Here is a 16,926-nt window from a genome sequence, read left to right as displayed (position 1 = left end):
GTGCCGATCATCCTTTCGATGCGGTCGGCCAGGCGGCCGCCAGCCGTGCCCGCGTGTCGCCGAGAAGCTCCGGCAGCGCGCGGCTACGGGCCACGATCGGCAGGAAGTTCGAGTCGCCGCCCCACCGGGGCACCACGTGCTGGTGCAGGTGCGCGGCGATGCCCGCACCCGCGACCTCGCCCTGGTTCATGCCGAGGTTGAACCCCTGCGGCGCTGAGACGTCGCGCACCACCCGCATCGCTGTCCGCGTCAGCGACGCCACCTCGGCGACCTCCGGCTCGGTCAGGTCCGTGTAGTCGGCGACGTGCCGGTACGGGCACACCAGGAGGTGCCCCGAGTTGTAGGGGTAGAGGTTCAGCACGACGTAGGCCACGGAGCCTCGCGCGACGACCAGACCGTCCTCGTCGCTCAGCGTCGGGATGCGGCAGAACGGGCAGCCGTCGCCGGCCGCGGCGTCGACCGGCTTGTCCTGCCCACCCAGGTACGCCATCCGGTGGGGGGTCCAGAGCCGCTCGAAGCCGTCCGGCACGCCTGCGAAGTGGTCGGCGGACTCGGTGACCATCAGACCTGCACGCGGTCGCGCACCGCCGAGACGATCCGCTCGATCGCCTCCGCCACGGGGACGCCGTTGTCCTGGCGTCCGTCGCGGTACCGGAACGAGACTGCCCCGGCGTCGGCGTCCTCGCCGCCGGCGATGAGCACGAACGGGATCTTCTGCGTGCTGGCGTTGCGGATCTTCTTGCCGAACCGGTCGTCGGTACGGTCCACCTCGGCCCGGATCCCCTGCGCCCGCAGCTGGCTCACGACGTCGTCGAGGTGGCCCTCGAACGGCTCGGCAACGGGCACGGCCAGCACCTGGACCGGCGCGAGCCAGGCCGGGAACGCGCCGCCGTAGTGCTCGGTCAGCACCGCGAAGAACCGCTCGACAGAACCGAAGAGCGCACGGTGGATCATCACGGGCCGCTGGCGGCTGCCGTCGGACGCGGTGTACTCGAGCTCGAACCGCTCCGGCAGGTTGAAGTCGAGCTGGATGGTCGACATCTGCCAGGTGCGCCCGAGCGCGTCCTTGACCTGCACGGAGATCTTCGGCCCGTAGAACGCCGCACCGCCCGGGTCCGGCACCAGGTCCAGCCCGGACGCCTCCGCGACCGCGCGCAGGGTCTCCGTGGCCTCGTCCCAGACCTCGTCGGAACCCACGAACTTGTCCGGGTTCTTGGTCGAGAGCTCCAGGTAGTAGTCGTCGAGCCCGTAGTCCTTGAGCAGGTCCAGGACGAACTTCAGCGTCGTGGTGAGCTCGTCCGCCATCTGCTCGCGGGTGCAGTAGATGTGGGCGTCGTCCTGGGTGAAGCCGCGCGCGCGGGTCATGCCGTGCACGACGCCCGACTTCTCGTACCGGTACACGGTGCCGAACTCGAACAGCCGCAGCGGCAGCTCACGGTAGGACCGGCCCCGCGCCGCGAAGATCAGGTTGTGCATCGGGCAGTTCATCGGCTTGAGGTAGTACTGCTGCCCCGCCTTGCGGACGTGCCCGTCGGCGTCGCGCTCCTCGTCGAGGGTCATCGGGGGGTACATGCCCTCCGCGTACCAGTCGAGGTGTCCCGAGATCTCGTAGAGCTTGCTCTTGGTGATGTGCGGGGTGTTCACGAAGTCGTACCCACCCTGGATGTGCCGCAGCCGGCTGTAGTGCTCCATCTCCATGCGGACGACGCCGCCCTTCGGGTGGAACACGGCCAGGCCGGAGCCGATCTCGTCCGGGAAGGAGAACAGGTCCAGCTCGGTGCCGAGCCGGCGGTGGTCTCGACGCTCCGCCTCGGCGATGCGCTCGAGGTACGCGCGCAGCTCGTCCTTGGTCGGCCAGGCGGTGCCGTAGACCCGCTGCAGCTGTGGGTTCTTCTCGGACCCGCGCCAGTAGGCCGCCGCGGAGCGGGTCAGCTGGAAGCCGTTGCCCAGCAGGCGGGTGCTCGGGATGTGCGGGCCGCGGCAGAGGTCCTGCCAGACGACCTGCTCGCTCTCGCGACCCGCGCCCCGCACGTTCTGGTAGATGCTCAGCCCACCGAGACCGACCTCGACCGACGCGCCGTCGGCGGCCTGCGGGTCACCCTTGAGGCCGATGAGCTCCAGCTTGTACGGCTCGTCGCGCAGCTCGGCACGGGCCTCGTCCTCGGAGAGGTCCCACCGGCGGAAGGTCTGGCCCTCCTTGGCGATCCGGCCCATGACCTTCTCGATCGCCTTGAGGTCCTCGGGAGTGAACGGGGTGTCGACGTCGAAGTCGTAGTAGAACCCGTCGGTGATCGGCGGCCCGATGCCGAGCCGCGCCTTCGGGTTGATCTCCTGGACGGCCTGCGCCAGCACGTGCGCCGCGGAGTGCCGCAGCACCGCGAGGCCGTCCGGCTCGTCGATGGTCACGGCCTCGACCACGGCGCCGTCGGGCAGCGGGAGGTGCAGGTCACGCAGCTCGCCGTCCACGCGGGCGACGACCACGTCGCGCCGGGAAGAGTACAGGTCGGTACCCGTCGTCCCCGGCTCCACCGTGGTCGCGATCCCGTCGACGGTGAGGGTGATGAGCTCGGGCACCGGTACAGCCTCCTTCGTGGCCGCTCGCCCTGGCGGCGAGCCCCTCGATGCTACCGGCGGGGTCGGCGCACCACCGACGACTTACCCGCGGCGGGCGGGCCACGAAGGATCGAGGTTCACCATCGGTGGGCGACGTCGATCACCAGCCGCGTCACATGCTCCCGCGGCCCCGGCAGGAGGAAGGCACGGAAGGGCAGACGCGCCCGGACACCCACGGCGACGCGCGAGACGCCGTCGGACGAACCCGCCCACGAGACCTGCCGCAGCGTCCGGTAGCCGGTGACGTCGCGCAGGTCGGCGACCGTCCCGTCGTTGGCATACACGAAGTACGGCTTCCCCTGCTGGTCCGCCTGGGTCGAGAGGCGGGCGTCGATCTGCAGGCGCGCACCACCCCGGAGCTGGACGACCGTGCCGTCCGTCGCCGTGGCGGTGTCCACGTACCCGACCGAGTAGCCGGCGAACGGGCCTTCCACGTCGATCACGACGCGGTCGTAGCAGGAGTGCCGCCCGGTGCGCACGGCGAACATGTCCCCCGCACCGAACGCACCACCGTTGCTCTTTGCGAGCGATCCCCACCGGATGCCGCAGTACGGGCCTGCGGCGGCAGGCGCCGCGGGCGCGATCAGGAGGCCGGCCAGCAGGAGGAGTACAACCACGATCCCGCGACGCTTCATCGCGGTTCCCTTCCACGAGAGCGATGCCCTCTGCACTCTTCACACTAGCCATGCAGGAAGACGAGCACCAACGCCCGCCGCACAGCAGAAGAGGCCACCCCGAAGGATGGCCTCTGCTGTCGTTCTGGTGGGCGATACCGGACTCGAACCGATGACCTCCTCGGTGTGAACGAGGCGCTCTACCAACTGAGCCAATCGCCCGTCGTTCGCGGGTCCGCCGCCCCCCGACACGCCTGGTGCCGGGAATGACGAGCACCCGCGGGTGACATCGAAGAGGATGCTACCCGGCTCGGGTCGAGAATCCGAACCGGGCTCACCAAGGCTCCCTGCAGGTCATCGCGCCGAAGTCAAGGGGTGCGCTGTAGCCAGGACGGGTGCCATGGTGTGTCGGCGGAACATCCGGCCGCGTCCCTCCGGGTGAACTCGGGCCGTCTACCGGTCCAATCGGGCACCTGGCCTGCCATGATGGGACCTCCAGCCCTTGCGAACAGGAGGACCCGATGCCGAGCTCGACTTACGACGTCGTCGAGGTCGTCGCCATGCAGCTCATCGGATCCGACGCCAGCGTCATCCCGGTGAGCGCCGAGTTCTCCTTCAGAACTTCCGATCCGTACACGGTGCGCGCGGTCTTCACCGGCCCGCACACCATGTCGACCTGGCTCATCGGCCGCGAGCTCCTCTCCCTGGGGATGCACGCGACGGCAGATGCTCCCGCCGGGACCGGTGACGTGCAGGTGTGGCGCGACGAAGACCCCGACTACACGCTCGTGTCGCTCAGTGGAGTCGAGGGCAGCGCACTGCTGGCCGCACCCACGGAGCCGATCGAGCGTTTCCTCGCCGGGACCGAGGCCCTCGTGCCTCTGGGTACGGAGAGCGACCGGATGGAAAGCGAGATCACGGCGCTCATCGCCGCTCTCCTGACCGCCTGACACCTTCCTCACTGCGACCGGTTCCGCCTCGGGCGGGGCCGGTCGTCGTCTGTCACGGGTCGAGATCGTCGGACAGGCGCGCCTGGAAGAGCCGCTGCGCCTCCAGCGAGACCGGCCCGGCGTCGATGTCGACCCCGTCGAGGCTGACCACGGGCGAGACGTTGCGGATGGAGCCGCTCACCATCAGGTGCGCCGACCCGTCCGCCACCTCGTCGAGCACCTCGTACCGGAGCTCGCCCGGCGCCGCCTCGCGGACCGGGAGACCTGCTGCCGCCGACCACTCCAGCAGCAGCTCCCGGGTGATGCCGGCCAGGCAGCCGCTCGACAGCGGTGGTGTCACCAGCTCGCCGTCCCGCTCGACGAAGACGTTCGACGCGGTGCCCTCGCACAGCTCACCGACGGTGTTGGCCAGCACGGCCTCGTCGGCGCCGCGCCGGTAGGCCTCCGCGACGGCCACGACGTTCTCGGCGTAGGACGTCGTCTTCAGGCCGGCGACGGAGGAGCGCTCGTTGCGCACCCACGGGACGCGGACCACGCGGGAGACCTCGGACCGTGCTCCAGGGCCGGCGAGCACGAGGACGCTCTGCCGCTGCTCCTCCGGCGCGAACCGGTGCGACCCCAGCGGTCCCGGGCCGCCCGTGAGCGTGATCCGCAGACGACCGATCTCGGGACCCGCGCCCGCGAGCACCGCCGCGACCCCGTCGCGGACAGCACCCTCGTCGGGCGCGGCCAGCCCGAGACCCAGTGCGGACCGCTTCAGGCGGCGCAGGTGGCGGGTCAGGGCGAACGCCGTCCCGTCGTACACCGCGCACGTCTCGAAGACGCCGTCACCGACCGTGAGCCCGTGGTCGACGCCCGAGAGGAGGAGATCCTCGGGACCGTACAGACGACCGTTCGACCAGATCACGACACCCATCGCGTCAGTCTGTCATCGTCTCGGCGGCCGCACCCGACGCCAGGCCGACCAGCCGCGCGGCCTTGAGCTCGGTCTCCGCCCACTCGCCCTCGGGGTCGCTCCCCCACGTGATCCCCGCACCCGTGCCGAACCGCAGGACGTCGTCGGCCCACCAGAACGTCCGGATGCCGACCGCCAGCTCCGCCTGCACCCTCCCGTCGGCACCGACCTCGATCCACCCGACGGCCCCGCAGTACGGACCCCGCGGAGCTGTCTCCAGCGCAGCGATGATGTCGAGCGCCGACGACTTCGGGGCACCCGAGACCGAGCCGGGAGGGTAGGTGGCGTCGAGCAGCCGTGCCCACAGGTCAGGCGCGGTGGCGACCTCGTCGGCCAGCACGCCCTGCACCGTGCTCACCAGGTGGACCAGGCCAGGGTGACGTTCCTCACCCAGCAGGGTGGTGACCTCGACCGTGCCGGGCGCACAGACCCGCTGCAGGTCGTTGCGGACGAGATCGGTGATCATGACGTTCTCCGCGCGGTCCTTGTCCGTCATCCCCTCCGGTGTGGCGGCCGTCCCCTTGATCGGACCGCTGGTGACGACGCCGTCCTCGACCCGCAGGAAGAGCTCCGGCGACGCGGTGACCACCCACACCTCCCCCGGCACCTGCACGCCGCCCGCGTACGGCGCCGGGTTGCCCGCTCCCAGGACCGCACCCAGCGCACGCGCGTCGGGCTCGCCCGGGAGCGGAGCACTCAGCACGCGGCAGAGATTCGCCTGGTAGACGTCACCTTCCTGGATGTGCGCCCGCACGCGGCCCACCGCGTCGACGTAGCCGGCGCGGTCCAGCGAGGACGTCCACGACGCCGCCGACGGGCCCCTCCACCCACCGTCGGCGCCGGGTTCCGCAGGCCTGACGTGCGCGAACCGCCATGCCCGGACGGCGCCCTCGAAGTCACCCACGACCGCCCACCAGCCGGGCTCCGCGAGTCGCTCCGGCTCTGCCCGGACGTCCACGACCTCGACGACGCCGGTCGCCTCGACACCGGCGAACCACGCGACGCCACGTCGACTGACGGTCTGCTCGGGCACGCCCACACGCTACCGAGCAGCCGACCCGCGCCTCACGATCCGCGCGATCACCCGGGTGCCCGGAGCCAGTTGGACTCTCGCGGAGATCGTCAGTTAGAGTTCGGGACGCACACGGAACACCGGTGAAAGCCGGGGGGACGTGCTGTGCGGACGTGGCTCAGTGGTAGAGCATCACCTTGCCAAGGTGAGGGTCGCGGGTTCGAATCCCGTCGTCCGCTCGGAGGCAGACACTCCTGATCGGCTGACCGCAGCCGCTGAGGACTGCGGTCTCACGGTGGAGTGGCCGAGTGGCGAGGCAGCGGCCTGCAAAGCCGTATACGTGGGTTCGAATCCCATCTCCACCTCGTATCACCACAGCAGTACCCGTGGTTCACCATGGGCGATTGGCGCAGCGGTAGCGCGCTTCCCTGACACGGAAGAGGTCACTGGTTCGATCCCAGTATCGCCCACCAGCATCACCGCAGGTCAGAGGCCGTTTCGGATGACTCCGAGACGGCCTTTCTCCTTGCCCGGACGTGCACTGTGGCAACGGGGCAGCAACGCCTGTCGGGCACCACGTCGTGGGGCGCGCACGGCTTCTCCGATCCGGGACTCGGCGGATGGTCACGACATCGGGTCTCCGACGCCCGACGGCGGGATGCCGGCTGTCATCCCCGACGCGTACGCCTGCAGGTAGTCGCGGAGCAGCACCTCCGACGACGGCGTGCCGGAGGGGATGAAGGACACGTCGGGAGCAGCCCGGGCCGCGCCGGCCGTGCGGCCCAGGTTGACCGCATCGAGGCGTCGGGCGGAAGCGTCCCGGAAGCCGGCGAGCTGGGCAGGGTCGGTCACGGTCGTGGCGCGCATGGCAAGGTCGCTCGGGTTCGGGACGGCCATCGCCAGGGAGACGCCGAGGTTGAACTCTGCCTGGTGGGCGTCGTGTCCATCTCGGTAGCCGAGGCGATAGGCCTCCAGCATGTCGAGGTCAGCCTGGTAGAGGTTCTCGCTGCTGGGAGACCGGGCAAGGCCGTGGCCGTAGCCCGCCTGATAGGCCGGGGTGGCGCTCTTCTTCTCGAACGTCTTGCGTCCTTCCCGCTCGACGTAGTCCGCCTTGCGCTTCGAGACCAGCTTGCCCGGCGAGTCGGGCGCCATCGGGGCCGGCGGTCGGCCGAGCTGCTCGCCGGAGAAGTACTCCCGGTCGGCGTCGACGACGCCGCCGAAGGCTGCATTGTGGCCGGCGAGCGTCTCCGCCTCCCGCTCCAGTGCCGCCTTCTTGACCGGGTTCGGCTCCAGGGCGGCTTCGAGCTGGAGCTGCGACTGCCTGGTGACCTGCGAGTGGAAGAAGCGCTTCGCCGCGTCGAGGACGAACTGCTGCTTGAGCACGGGGAGGTGGTGGGTGGCGAACCAGTCGCGGGCGGCCGTGCCCCATCCCTCTCCCGTGTTGGTGCGCGCGATGATCGTGTCGGGCCCCGGGGCCGGCAGACGAGCGGCAATGAACTTGTCCGTGAAGAACGGGGACGACAGGAACCACTGGAACATGTCCATGTCGTGCTTGCCCCAGGCACCGTTGCACTGGCGGCAGATCTTCATGAGGTTGCCGATGTCGTTGGAGTAGATGTTGACGGCGGCCTTGGTGAGGACGACCTCGCAGCCGACCGTCCCAGGCGTCCCCTTCACCTGGAAGAAGGTGGTGAAGTCGCCGGCGGGGGTCGTGGCCTTGATCCTCTGGTAGAGCGGGTCGCTCAGCGCCATGCCGCGGGCCAGCATGTGCAGGTTGTCCCGCAGCTCGGAGAAGGCCTGCTGGTGGTCGACCTCGAACTGCGTCGCATCGGTGACGCGCCCACAGGTCGCACAGATCTGAGATGCCGTGCCGTCGGCGTTCTGCTGCAGTGCCCCCGCCGCGATGGCCTCCAGGGTGAGGTGGTGACCCACCGTGCTGGTGGTGCTCTTGGTGACGCCAGGGATGGAGCTGGACGTGGAGTTGAAGGCGGCGTCGTCGCGACCCGTCTTGGCGGCGGGCTTGCCCACGAGGCTGGGCGACACCTTGTACCTCGGGTCCTTCGTAGGCGCCGCGAGGGTGGGCGCGGGTCCTAGCCTGGCGGCCCGTGCCAGGGTGAGGGCATCCTCCTGAGCCTGGAGCGCCTGGGTGAACACGGGCGAGAGCTTGGGCGCTGGCTTCATGGCGTCCAGCGACTCCTTGAAGGCGACGATCGTCTCCCACGTGTCCATCCACTGTGCGAACTCGGTCGGCAACGAGGTCAGCGCGTCGCGGGCGAGCTTCACGAGCTTCTTCTGGTTCTCGTACGTGACCGACGGGGTCGGAAAGGTCGTCTCGGCCCAGAACTGGATGACCAGCAGCGCGGCCTTCGGCGCACCCATGACCGTCGCCAGCGGCTGGAGGTCCTTCCAGGTCAGCGGCTTCCCGTTGTCCAGGATGGCGCGCCGCACGGGGGACGAAGCACCGGCTCCGGTGAGGGGACGGGCAACGGCGTCGTCGCCGCCGGGCCGCTCCGGTGTGTGGCCCTCGTCGATGACGTGGACGATCTCGTGGGCGAGCACATGCTCGCCGTGCGCGTCGAGCGGGTCGACGCCGCCACCCAGGAACACGTCGTTGCCGACCGTGAACGCCGTCGCGCCCAGCGCTGCGCTGTGCTGCGCGGCCGCGGGGCCGTCATGCACGCGCACATGGCCGAGCGACGTGCCGAACCCGGCCTCCATCCGACGCCGGATCGCCTCCGAGAGCGGCGCGCCGTCGCCGAGCCTGTCGGAGATCTCCCGGCTGCGGACCGTCGAGACGGCTCCTCCCGAGCGGCCGACCTCCACCTGCGCCGTGGATGACCGCTCCGTTCCGGCCGGCCACCGGTCGTCGTGGAACCGTCGTAGCCGCGAGAGCACCGAGGTGGCGCGCGCCTCGGCAGCGACCTCGGCGGGGTCGTCGGCGCGCCCGACAGTCAGACCGGCGACGGGAGCCGGGCGCAGCTGCGACGGTGCTGTCGTGCGAGCTGTCGCTGAGGCGGCTGGTGTGGGCACTGCAGGGACCATGAGGTTCTCGACGTGCTCTGTCATGGCCACTCCTTGACGGTCTCCCTGCGGCCATCCTGTTCCGGGGGCGACACCTCCGCTTCCGTACTTTCTACGCAACAGGGATACGCGCCACAGGGGCTCCCCGACCGTGGTCGTCGGGCGCCCGGGCATCGCGAATGGCTCGACCCCCGGTGGCCGACGTCGTGGGCGTGTCAGGACTGGATGCTTCGCAGCTCGCCGTCCACCTCGTCGACCCACCGGGCGACGTGTTCCGCATCGCGCCAGTCCCCCGCCATCGTCTTGGCCATGGCGCTCGCCGGGAAGCCCTTGGCGTCGGGCTCGAGGCGCCCACCGAAGGTCTGGACGCCCCGGGCCCCGATGCGCGCCGCTGCGTCGCTGACGTGGTGGACGGGTGCGATCTGGGTCGTCTCCGCGGTGTCGTCGAGCGGACCGGTGGCGACCAGCCACACCGGGAGCTCCGACAGCCGATCGGCCTCGCGCTTGATCAGCTTGCGCGCGTCCTTGTGCCAGCGCCCCGCGTAGAGAGCTCCCGCGACGATCACGGCGTCGACGCCGTCGAGGTTCTTGACGTCCGCCGCAGCGCGGACGGTCGCCTCGTGGTCATGGTCTCGAAGGTCCTGTCCGATCAGCTCCGCGAGACCTCGGGTGCCGCCCCGTGACGTCCCGTAAGCCACCAGCAGATGCGTCATCATGTCCTCCATCGATGAACGACCCGCCCTCCGACGGGCCTCTTCCATCCTCGATTCGCCACCTGTGCAGTGGGAGGGTCGAAGGTCCCGCGGGCGCCTGTCAGGTCGCCCTGAACGGTCCGTGCTCAGCCTGCGCACCCGCCCGTGCCAGAATCTGCGCCGTGATCACGCCGGCCGCAGCCTCCGCCTCGGCGCTCCCGCGAACGTGGGGCGTCGCTCCCTTCACCAAGGTGGCGATGACCACCATCGTCATCGTGCTGGGCCTCGGCTCTGTCGCCGCGATCGTCACCGGGCTGAGCCTTGCCATCAACGACGGCGACTCCATCGGGCTGGTCATCGGCGCCATCGGCAGTGCTCTCGTCCTCGGCGCGTGGCGATTCGGTCTGTACCCGAGTGTCACCGCGACCACCGACGGGATCACGGTGCGCAATCCCCTCGGCACCACGCACGTCCCGTGGAACGACGTGGTCTCGGTGTCCCCCGGCTACAGCGGTCTGGAGATCACGCGCACCGACGGGACGACGGTCATCGTCTCGGCCGTTCAGGAGGCGAACGCCGCGGCCTGGCTAGGACGCCGGACGCGGTCGAAGCTCGTGGCTGCCGAGCTCATGCAGCTCGCCGCGCACGCGCACGGCGACCCGACCTAGACGGCCCGGCGCGCGAGCCCTGTGGCCGCGGGGTGGAGATCGTCGACACCTCGCGAGGGAGCCGCGGGGCTGGTCAGCACTCCGGCGTCGTGGCGATGTCGATGCCGATGCGCGCCCAGTACTCCTTGGGGACGTACCCGGTGTGGGCTGCGCCGTCGTAGAGGATCCCGCCCTCGGGGTAGTGCGGCACCGGTGACTGGTCGTTGACCATCCACTCCGGTGGCATCCAGCACCACGTGTCGCCGGGATAGGTGTCGCGCTCGCGCGGCGTCGGGCTGCCGTCCGCGACCCACCGGGCGAACGTGAGCGGGAGGGCCCTTCCCGGGTGCTCGACGTCCCCCGTCCAGATGATGTCCGCGGCCCAGGTCAGCTTGACGTACCCGCCGGGGTTCCTCATCGGCTCCGGGTAGCCGAGCGCCTGCCACTCGCCGAAGCTGAGGAGGTGGTAGCTGTCCACCTGGTTCGCGAAGATCTCCGGTGACGACGCCCACTTGATGTAGTGCGTGCCGGGCATCCACCCGGCGACGCGCGGCGCCGGGTAACCCGCGTACGCCCACTCCTGCGGCGTCAGGAGATGCCAGTGGGTGTAGGAGCTGCCGAAGTAGGACACAGCCCAGATCTGCGGTGCCCACGTGTAGTGCACGAACTCCGTCGGCACGCGCACGGGACTGGGGGCACCCCACCCGACCCAGTTCTGGAAGGACACCTCGCCGAGGCTCGGGTCGCCGGCCCAGTTGTAGAGCATGGGCGTGTACGGCAGGCCGTAGAACGTCGGCGGAGGCGATGGAGCGACGGCTGCCAGGGTGGGCGTGGCGGGGAGGACCGCCACGGCGAGGGCGAGGGTGGCGGCACCGACCAGCCGCAGGAGCTTCATGGTCGTTCACGGTAGTGACAACCGGATGCTCGCGGGGCTGAACGCGTCGTCGTCCGCACGAAGCAGCACGCGCAGGACGACGGCCCCGCGTCCCTGAGTACGCCGCGGCAGCGAAAGTCGGACATCTGTCCATGAACCGCGCAGCCAGTGGGTGAGGACGCGCCAGGAGGGGACGAACGGCCCTGGTGACCGACCGCAACCCCGCCCACAGTGCTGTTCAGCCGGAGACCCCGGCGCCGCACGGACAGGAGAGGTGGAGACCCCGCATGGATCCAGAGCTGTATCTCATCGAGTACCACACCAAGGAGCACGATCTCGCCGTCGAAGCCGAGCATCGACTGGCGTGGGCGGCCCGCCCGCAGAGCACGCGCCCGCTGCCCCGCAACCGACTCCTGCGTCGTCTGCTGGCCGCCGCGAAGCACTGACCCCACTCGCACACAACGGCCAGTCCCCTCGGGCTGGCCGTTGCTGTTGTGTGCTCGACCGCGGACCGGACCGGCCCTCAGGCCTCGGTGCCGGTCACGCCGATGTACACCGCCGCGTTGCCGCGGGGGTTGAGCAGCACGACCGGGGCGATGCAGCGCTCCGGCAGGGCGACGGTGGCGCGGATCCTGGCGTCACCGGTGGAGGAGAACGGCACCACGGCTGTCGTCGCCACCACGGCGCCGTTGCACGCGACGCTCGCAGCGACCTGCGGCACCGGGTTCGCGCCGGTCGAGGTCAGGACGAGACCTGTGACCCGCACGTCCAGCCGACCGTCGTGGCGCAGGCGGGCCTCGCCGTCGCCGATCACCCAGTCGGCGCCGCCAGGTGCCGTCTGGAACAGCAGGGGGTCCGTGGTCAGGCTGCCGGCCAGCTCCGCGCTCAGGATGGTCCTCCCGCCACCGCCACCGTCACCGTGCCCGCCGCCGGCGAGTGCTGCGGGTGCGCCCACCAGCCCCGCGGTCGCCACGACAGTCGCCGCCAGTGCGACGCGCCTCAGGATCGTCTTCATCGTCAATCCTTCCTCCGCGAGCCCACGACGGGCCCGACAAGGGTTGATACGAGAGCTGGGAGCCGCGGGTTCACGCATCCGCAGAACGGACGCGGTCGTCTGCGGGGGCCGTTGCGCCAGGGGCGAACCACGGCATACCGGTCAGGCCGTCGTCGCTGTAGGGGAACGTGGACGAAGAGCCCCTGGACGCGTACTCGCGCACGGTCATGGCCGTCGCGGAGTCGGTACTGCCCAGCGTCGCCAGCCTGACCGTCCGGACCGGACGTGGGGCCGGTGCCGGCAGCGCGAGCGTCATCACCTCCGACGGCTACCTGCTGACCAGCGCCCACGTCGTGGCCGGCGCCTCCCTCGCCACCGCGGCGTTCAGCAACGGCACCACCCTGCAGGCCGACGTCGTCGGGCGGGACCCGCTCTCCGACCTCGCCGTGCTGCTCGCCCGCGGCGACGTGCCACCGCCGGTCACGCTCGGTGACGCCGCCCGGCTGCGGGTGGGGCAGCTGGTCGTCGCGCTCGGCAACCCGTTGGGCCTGGCCGGAAGCGTGACGGCCGGCATCGTCTCCGCGCTCGGCCGCTCACTGCCCACCGCGTCGGGCCGGGTGGTCGACGAGGTGGTGCAGACCGATGCCGCGCTCAACCCGGGCAACAGCGGAGGCGTGCTCGCGGACAGTGCGGGTCGGATGGTCGGCGTGAACACCGCCCTGGCCGGCATCGGCGTCGGCCTGGCCGTGCCGATCAACACCACCACCCGGGAGATCATCACCGCGCTCATGACGACCGGTCGGGTGCGCCGGGCGTGGCTGGGCATCGTGGGCGCGCAGGTCCCCCTGCCCCCGCACCTGGTGGAGCGGATCGGCTCCCCGACCGGTCTGCAGATCGCCGGGGTCTCCCCCGGCAGCCCCGCCGCCCTGGCCGACCTGCACCGCGGCGACATCGTGGTCGAGCTGGACGGCAGCCGCGTCGTCACGGCGACCGCCGTGCAGAAGCTCATGGTCGAGGACGCGATCGACCGCCGGATCGAGATCACCGTCTGGCGCAACGGTGCCCTGGTCGACGTGATCGTGTTCCCTCGCGAGCTGGTCGCCTAGCTCGGGCTGGGTCGGGGGTACCAGCAGCCCCTCCCGGCGAAGCCGGGTGGCGGTGGTGGTGCGGCTCCCGTCCCACACCCGCTGGCGACGGCTCCTCCTCGGGGGTCAGAGCCAGAGCTCAGTCAGCCGTCCAGCGAGGGCCAGGCCTTGATCGTGACCGGCCCGTGCTGCGGCCGGGCGCAGCGACAGATCCATCGCGCCGGCGCCGAACAGGTGCTCGGAGCCGCCGTCCGGAGAGATCACCTCGACCCTGCTGCCGCGGGCGCGCAGCGCGTCGACCTGGGTGGCGAGATGCGTCCCCCACCGCGCGGGATAGAGCGACCTGCCGCCGAACGGCGACAGCACGAGCACCCGCGCGTACCCGGCTGCGAGGTCGGCGTTCTCAGCGTTGGCCCGGTAGCCGCCGTCGATGTACCCCGTGCCGTGGATGCGGTACGCGGAGCCGCCGCCGGACGTGCTGGCGGCGACGGCGTCGATGAGGTCGACCCCGCTGTGGCGGTCGAACACGACCGGTTCGCCGGTGTGGGCGTCGACCGCCGTGATGAGCACCGTGCGTCCGGGCCAGCGCTGGCTCGGGAGTCGCGAGGCGACCGTGGCGCGCCATCGCGCCTGCCCCGCCTCGTCCGGAACCTCGTCGGTGCCGAGTGCCAGCGCGCCCATCCTGCGACGCATGTCAGCCTGGTCGTCGGCCGCGTCGATGATGGACCTGAACCTGTCCAGATGGTCCGCCACCGGCCGGGCCGGGCCGCGTCCGCGGTCGGGTCCGACCGGACCGGTCCGCTGGGGAGCAGGGGCCAGCGTGGTGGCCAGCAGCTCCGACGGGGTCGCGCCGGCGATCTGGGCCGCGGCCGTCGCACCGGCCGACGTCCCGATGGTCAGATCGGCCGTGGTGACGTCCAGCCCGGCTTCGGACAAGCCGGCGACGATGCCGATCAGCCACGCGTTGCCGGTCGATCCGCCGCCTCCAAGGACCAACGCGCGCTCGCCTGCGGCGGGGACCCGCGCTGTGGCGTCGAGCCGCGGCTGGACCTGGTCGGGAGATGAGATGGGTGTGGTGTTCATGGGAGTGCCTCTCGCGCGCTGCCTGGCGGGCGCTCCCGGTGGCGACTAGCTCAGTCGCGCGACCGTGGACTGCAGTGGAGCACCCAGTGCGGATCCTGCGTTCATGGGTGTCACCTCCTGCCGTCGGGTCACGATCATCACGACCGTACAGAGCGGCGGCGCGAGCACGCAATCGAGATCCTGTGACCTCCGTGTCACCGTCGAACGCTACGGACGCGGCGTGACGGTGACGGTGTCCAGCGGTCGGGCCAGACTCGCGCCGAGCCTGGCTGTCCCCTCGTCGAGGGCGTCCGACGACGGCCGGCGGGAGTCGCCGAAGAACGTCACGGTGAGGTGGTCGCGGCGCACCTCCCACGTCCCGGCGACGACACCGCCCGCGACGACGAGGTTCGCCCCGCGGCTGACCAGGGCGCGCTGCGCGGGCGGCACGACCATGGGGTCCGCAGTCCCGGGACCGAGCACCCACTGGTCGTAGGCGGGCAGCAGCCGGACGGTGCTCGTGGGCTCCGTCGCCAGGAGCTCGCCGACGTCCTCCGCCAGCACGAACGATGCGTCGCCGTCGACCACGACGGGCGCCAGCCGGTCCTCCAGCTCCGTGATCCACCCCTGGATCCGCCGGCGACCCGCGCTCAGGCCGGCTCCGAGCCAGTACTGCAGGTGGTCGGCCGTCGTCGGACCGTACGCCCGCACGTAGGCCTCGATCGCGTGACGACCCGCATCGGCGAGCTCCGGCAGCCCTGCCCAGCGCGGGTTGTGGGCGAGGGGCTGGAACGTCGGCGCCCCGTCACGCGACGGTCCGAAGGTCAGGTCGCCCTGCCAGGCGAGCGCCTTGAGGAGCGTCCACGGCTCGTGGGCGAAGATCTCACGGAGGTGCTCGAAGCGAGGACGTGCCGAGACTCTCGCACCGAGCTCTCGGGACGTCAGCGGGTGGTCGTCGACAGCCTCGCGGACGGCCGCCCGGAAGGCCGGCCAGTCGTGGGGCGTGAGCCCGTAGTACTCCTGCCAGCTCGGCAGCTCCCACTGCCGGCCGGCGGCACGCAGCGCGAGATAGGCGCCGCCCTCCTCGGGGGTCAGGAGATGCACCGCGCCACGGAAGGCGAACGTCCGCAGGAGGCGGCCGTCCCGGAGGGCCTCCGTGACCTCGTCCGGACGGGAGCTCTGCTGCCGGGTCCGGACCGCGAGCTCCGGGTCGGACTGCGCGGGGATCGCGGCCAGCCGGCGCACCACGTCCTCAGCCGGCGACGTTCCGACCGGCTCGAGCAGCTGCCGGCCCAGCCGCCACGCGAGCGCCTGCGGTCGTGTCACCCGGACCTCGTCGGTCATCGGCCCCTCACGGCACCAGCGTGGCATCCATGGCCGGCCTCACGCGCGATGGGTGCGGCCGACTCGCACACCCGCCTGAGCGACGACGCCCCCGTCACTCCTGCGAGGTCTCGAGGTCGAGCTCCACCGCCGAGAGCAGTCCGACGTCCAGGAGGTCGAGCGGGTGGATGAACTCGCCACTGACGACCACGCCGCCGGCCCGCGCGATCGTCGCGCGCAAGGGCTTGGCCCAGACGTGCTCGATCAGCGCGATCGCTGCCGCGCTTCCGTCGGGGATCGTGTCCGCGACGTCCCAGACCTGGGCGTCGTCGATGAGGTGGCCGTCGGACCCGGCCTCGAAGCCCGCGATCGCGCCGGCCTCGGCACCCTCGTCCCCCGCCACTGCCAGCCCGAGGAGCGCGCCGACGGTGGCGCCGAGATCCTCTGCTTCTTCGATCGACAGGTCGCTCCACCGCAGTGCCTCGATCGTCCCGTGCTCGGTCTTCTGCACGGCGAGGACGTCGATGAGCCGGATCTGGTCGTTGTCACGCAGGTAGGCGAGCTCGTCGAGGATCTCCCCGGTGAAGTTCGGCCGGTCGAAGGCGACGACGAGCAGCTGGACGGGTCCGATGGACATGCGGGTCTCCTGAGCGTGGTCGGTCCGGGTGTGCGGTCAGCCGGCGAGGAGCTTCTGCTTCTGCGCGTCGAACTCCGCCTGGGTCAGCACTCCGGCGTCGAGCAGCTCCTTGAGCTTGGTCAGGTCGGCGTAGATGTCGACCGGCGGCGCGGCGGCCTCCGGAGCAGGCGGCGCCTCGTACTGGGGAGCCGGCGGCTGCTCCGCCGCGGCCTGGGCGTTCTGGGCGTTCGCGCGTGCCGCCCCACGGCTCGAGGCGACGTGGGCGGTGGCCCCCAGGACGGCTGCGCGCCTGAGCATCCGCGGCATGGTGTGTCTCCTTCTGGTCGACCCACGAGGGGTCCCCGGCGCCGGGCGACGACTCGTCCGGGTCTGCCCATCGTGCGCCCGGCCCGTCGCGGCGTGCTCACCCGGCGAGCCGCTCACCCGGGTGATCGTCGGGGTGCTCGG

Annotated in this window: 17 protein-coding genes and 4 tRNA genes; 7 read left to right on the top strand and 14 right to left on the bottom strand. The window is 71.1% G+C overall.

The features are described 5' to 3' along the window. Positions 1-7: 7 nt before the first annotated feature. The 4 genes from ASD16_RS06345 to ASD16_RS06330 all read right to left on the bottom strand — a co-directional run bounded on the left by ASD16_RS06345 (position 8) and on the right by ASD16_RS06330 (position 3,449). Positions 8-562, bottom strand: a complete 555-nt coding sequence (locus ASD16_RS06345; protein ID WP_055914283.1) for an HIT domain-containing protein — start codon at positions 560-562, stop codon at positions 8-10. After that, positions 562-2,574, bottom strand: coding sequence for a threonine--tRNA ligase (gene thrS, locus ASD16_RS06340; protein WP_055914280.1), 2,013 nt, complete (start codon positions 2,572-2,574; stop codon positions 562-564). Before thrS ends, ASD16_RS06345 begins: the two co-directional genes overlap by 1 nt. 116 nt (positions 2,575-2,690) lie before the next feature. After that, complete coding sequence (locus ASD16_RS06335) at positions 2,691-3,248, bottom strand: hypothetical protein (RefSeq protein WP_055914276.1); 558 nt, start codon at positions 3,246-3,248, stop codon at positions 2,691-2,693. A gap of 125 nt (positions 3,249-3,373) precedes the next feature. Next, a tRNA-Val gene (locus ASD16_RS06330) sits at positions 3,374-3,449 on the bottom strand. Positions 3,450-3,748: 299 nt separating this feature from the next. Between ASD16_RS06330 and ASD16_RS06325 the strand changes: the two genes are divergently transcribed. Next, positions 3,749-4,177, top strand: a complete 429-nt coding sequence (locus ASD16_RS06325; protein ID WP_055914274.1) for an SsgA family sporulation/cell division regulator — start codon at positions 3,749-3,751, stop codon at positions 4,175-4,177. A gap of 52 nt (positions 4,178-4,229) precedes the next feature. Here ASD16_RS06325 and ASD16_RS06320 read toward each other — a convergent pair whose 3' ends face one another. Both ASD16_RS06320 and ASD16_RS06315 read right to left on the bottom strand, forming a co-directional pair. After that, a complete protein-coding gene (locus ASD16_RS06320; protein ID WP_055914271.1) occupies positions 4,230-5,093 on the bottom strand; it encodes an aminotransferase class IV in 864 nt (287 codons plus the stop codon). A 4-nt stretch (positions 5,094-5,097) separates the two neighbouring features. Beyond that, on the bottom strand, positions 5,098-6,165 hold the full coding sequence (locus tag ASD16_RS06315) for a chorismate-binding protein (protein ID WP_055915816.1): 1,068 nt from the start codon (positions 6,163-6,165) through the stop codon (positions 5,098-5,100). Between the two features lie 146 nt (positions 6,166-6,311). Here ASD16_RS06315 and ASD16_RS06310 point away from each other — a divergent pair. The 3 genes from ASD16_RS06310 to ASD16_RS06300 all read left to right on the top strand — a co-directional run bounded on the left by ASD16_RS06310 (position 6,312) and on the right by ASD16_RS06300 (position 6,617). Continuing rightward, positions 6,312-6,383 (top strand) — tRNA-Gly (locus tag ASD16_RS06310). 55 nt (positions 6,384-6,438) lie between these two features. Next, a tRNA-Cys gene (locus ASD16_RS06305) sits at positions 6,439-6,509 on the top strand. Between the two features lie 33 nt (positions 6,510-6,542). Then, positions 6,543-6,617: transfer RNA gene (locus tag ASD16_RS06300), tRNA-Val, on the top strand. A 151-nt stretch (positions 6,618-6,768) separates the two neighbouring features. Here the strand turns inward: ASD16_RS06300 and ASD16_RS06295 are convergent. Together ASD16_RS06295 and ASD16_RS06290 are read right to left on the bottom strand one after the other, a co-directional pair. Beyond that, positions 6,769-9,210 carry a DUF4157 domain-containing protein gene (locus ASD16_RS06295; protein ID WP_055914268.1) on the bottom strand — a complete coding sequence of 814 codons (2,442 nt, stop codon included), beginning with the start codon at positions 9,208-9,210 and terminating at the stop codon, positions 6,769-6,771. A 170-nt stretch (positions 9,211-9,380) separates the two neighbouring features. After that, a complete protein-coding gene (locus tag ASD16_RS06290) occupies positions 9,381-9,878 on the bottom strand; it encodes a flavodoxin domain-containing protein (protein ID WP_162250283.1) in 498 nt (165 codons plus the stop codon). 161 nt (positions 9,879-10,039) lie between these two features. On the opposite strand from ASD16_RS06290, the gene ASD16_RS21930 reads away from it, so the two are divergent. Then, complete coding sequence (locus ASD16_RS21930) at positions 10,040-10,525, top strand: PH domain-containing protein (RefSeq protein ID WP_055914265.1); 486 nt, start codon at positions 10,040-10,042, stop codon at positions 10,523-10,525. A 73-nt stretch (positions 10,526-10,598) separates the two neighbouring features. Here the strand turns inward: ASD16_RS21930 and ASD16_RS06280 are convergent, their stop codons facing one another. Continuing rightward, on the bottom strand, positions 10,599-11,399 hold the full coding sequence (locus tag ASD16_RS06280) for a hypothetical protein (protein ID WP_055914261.1): 801 nt from the start codon (positions 11,397-11,399) through the stop codon (positions 10,599-10,601). Between the two features lie 266 nt (positions 11,400-11,665). Between ASD16_RS06280 and ASD16_RS21685 the strand changes: the two genes are divergently transcribed. Beyond that, positions 11,666-11,824, top strand: coding sequence for a hypothetical protein (locus tag ASD16_RS21685; protein ID WP_157453807.1), 159 nt, complete (start codon positions 11,666-11,668; stop codon positions 11,822-11,824). 77 nt (positions 11,825-11,901) lie between these two features. Here ASD16_RS21685 and ASD16_RS06275 read toward each other — a convergent pair whose 3' ends face one another. After that, a complete protein-coding gene (locus ASD16_RS06275) occupies positions 11,902-12,393 on the bottom strand; it encodes a hypothetical protein (protein ID WP_055914257.1) in 492 nt (163 codons plus the stop codon). A 206-nt stretch (positions 12,394-12,599) separates the two neighbouring features. Between ASD16_RS06275 and ASD16_RS06270 the strand changes: the two genes are divergently transcribed. After that, the gene (locus ASD16_RS06270; RefSeq protein ID WP_055915812.1) at positions 12,600-13,478 is read left to right on the top strand and encodes a S1C family serine protease; all 879 of its coding nucleotides are present in this window, start codon (positions 12,600-12,602) and stop codon (positions 13,476-13,478) included. 105 nt (positions 13,479-13,583) lie between these two features. Here ASD16_RS06270 and ASD16_RS06265 read toward each other — a convergent pair whose 3' ends face one another. The 4 genes from ASD16_RS06265 to ASD16_RS06250 all read right to left on the bottom strand — a co-directional run bounded on the left by ASD16_RS06265 (position 13,584) and on the right by ASD16_RS06250 (position 16,785). Continuing rightward, complete coding sequence (locus tag ASD16_RS06265; RefSeq protein ID WP_055914254.1) at positions 13,584-14,540, bottom strand: patatin-like phospholipase family protein; 957 nt, start codon at positions 14,538-14,540, stop codon at positions 13,584-13,586. Positions 14,541-14,747: 207 nt separating this feature from the next. Next, on the bottom strand, positions 14,748-15,845 hold the full coding sequence (locus ASD16_RS06260; protein ID WP_235523130.1) for a DNA glycosylase AlkZ-like family protein: 1,098 nt from the start codon (positions 15,843-15,845) through the stop codon (positions 14,748-14,750). A gap of 112 nt (positions 15,846-15,957) precedes the next feature. Beyond that, entirely contained in the window at positions 15,958-16,479 is a 522-nt protein-coding gene (locus ASD16_RS06255) for a DUF1269 domain-containing protein (RefSeq protein WP_055914246.1), read from the bottom strand. 36 nt (positions 16,480-16,515) lie between these two features. After that, positions 16,516-16,785 (bottom strand): SHOCT domain-containing protein, encoded by a 270-nt coding sequence (locus ASD16_RS06250; protein WP_055914241.1) that lies wholly within the window; start codon positions 16,783-16,785, stop codon positions 16,516-16,518. Positions 16,786-16,926: the final 141 nt, after the last annotated feature.

The organism is Cellulomonas sp. Root485 (assembly GCF_001426705.1).
Lineage (GTDB): Bacteria > Actinomycetota > Actinomycetes > Actinomycetales > Cellulomonadaceae > Cellulomonas.
This window is presented reverse-complemented; position numbering and strand designations above follow the sequence as displayed.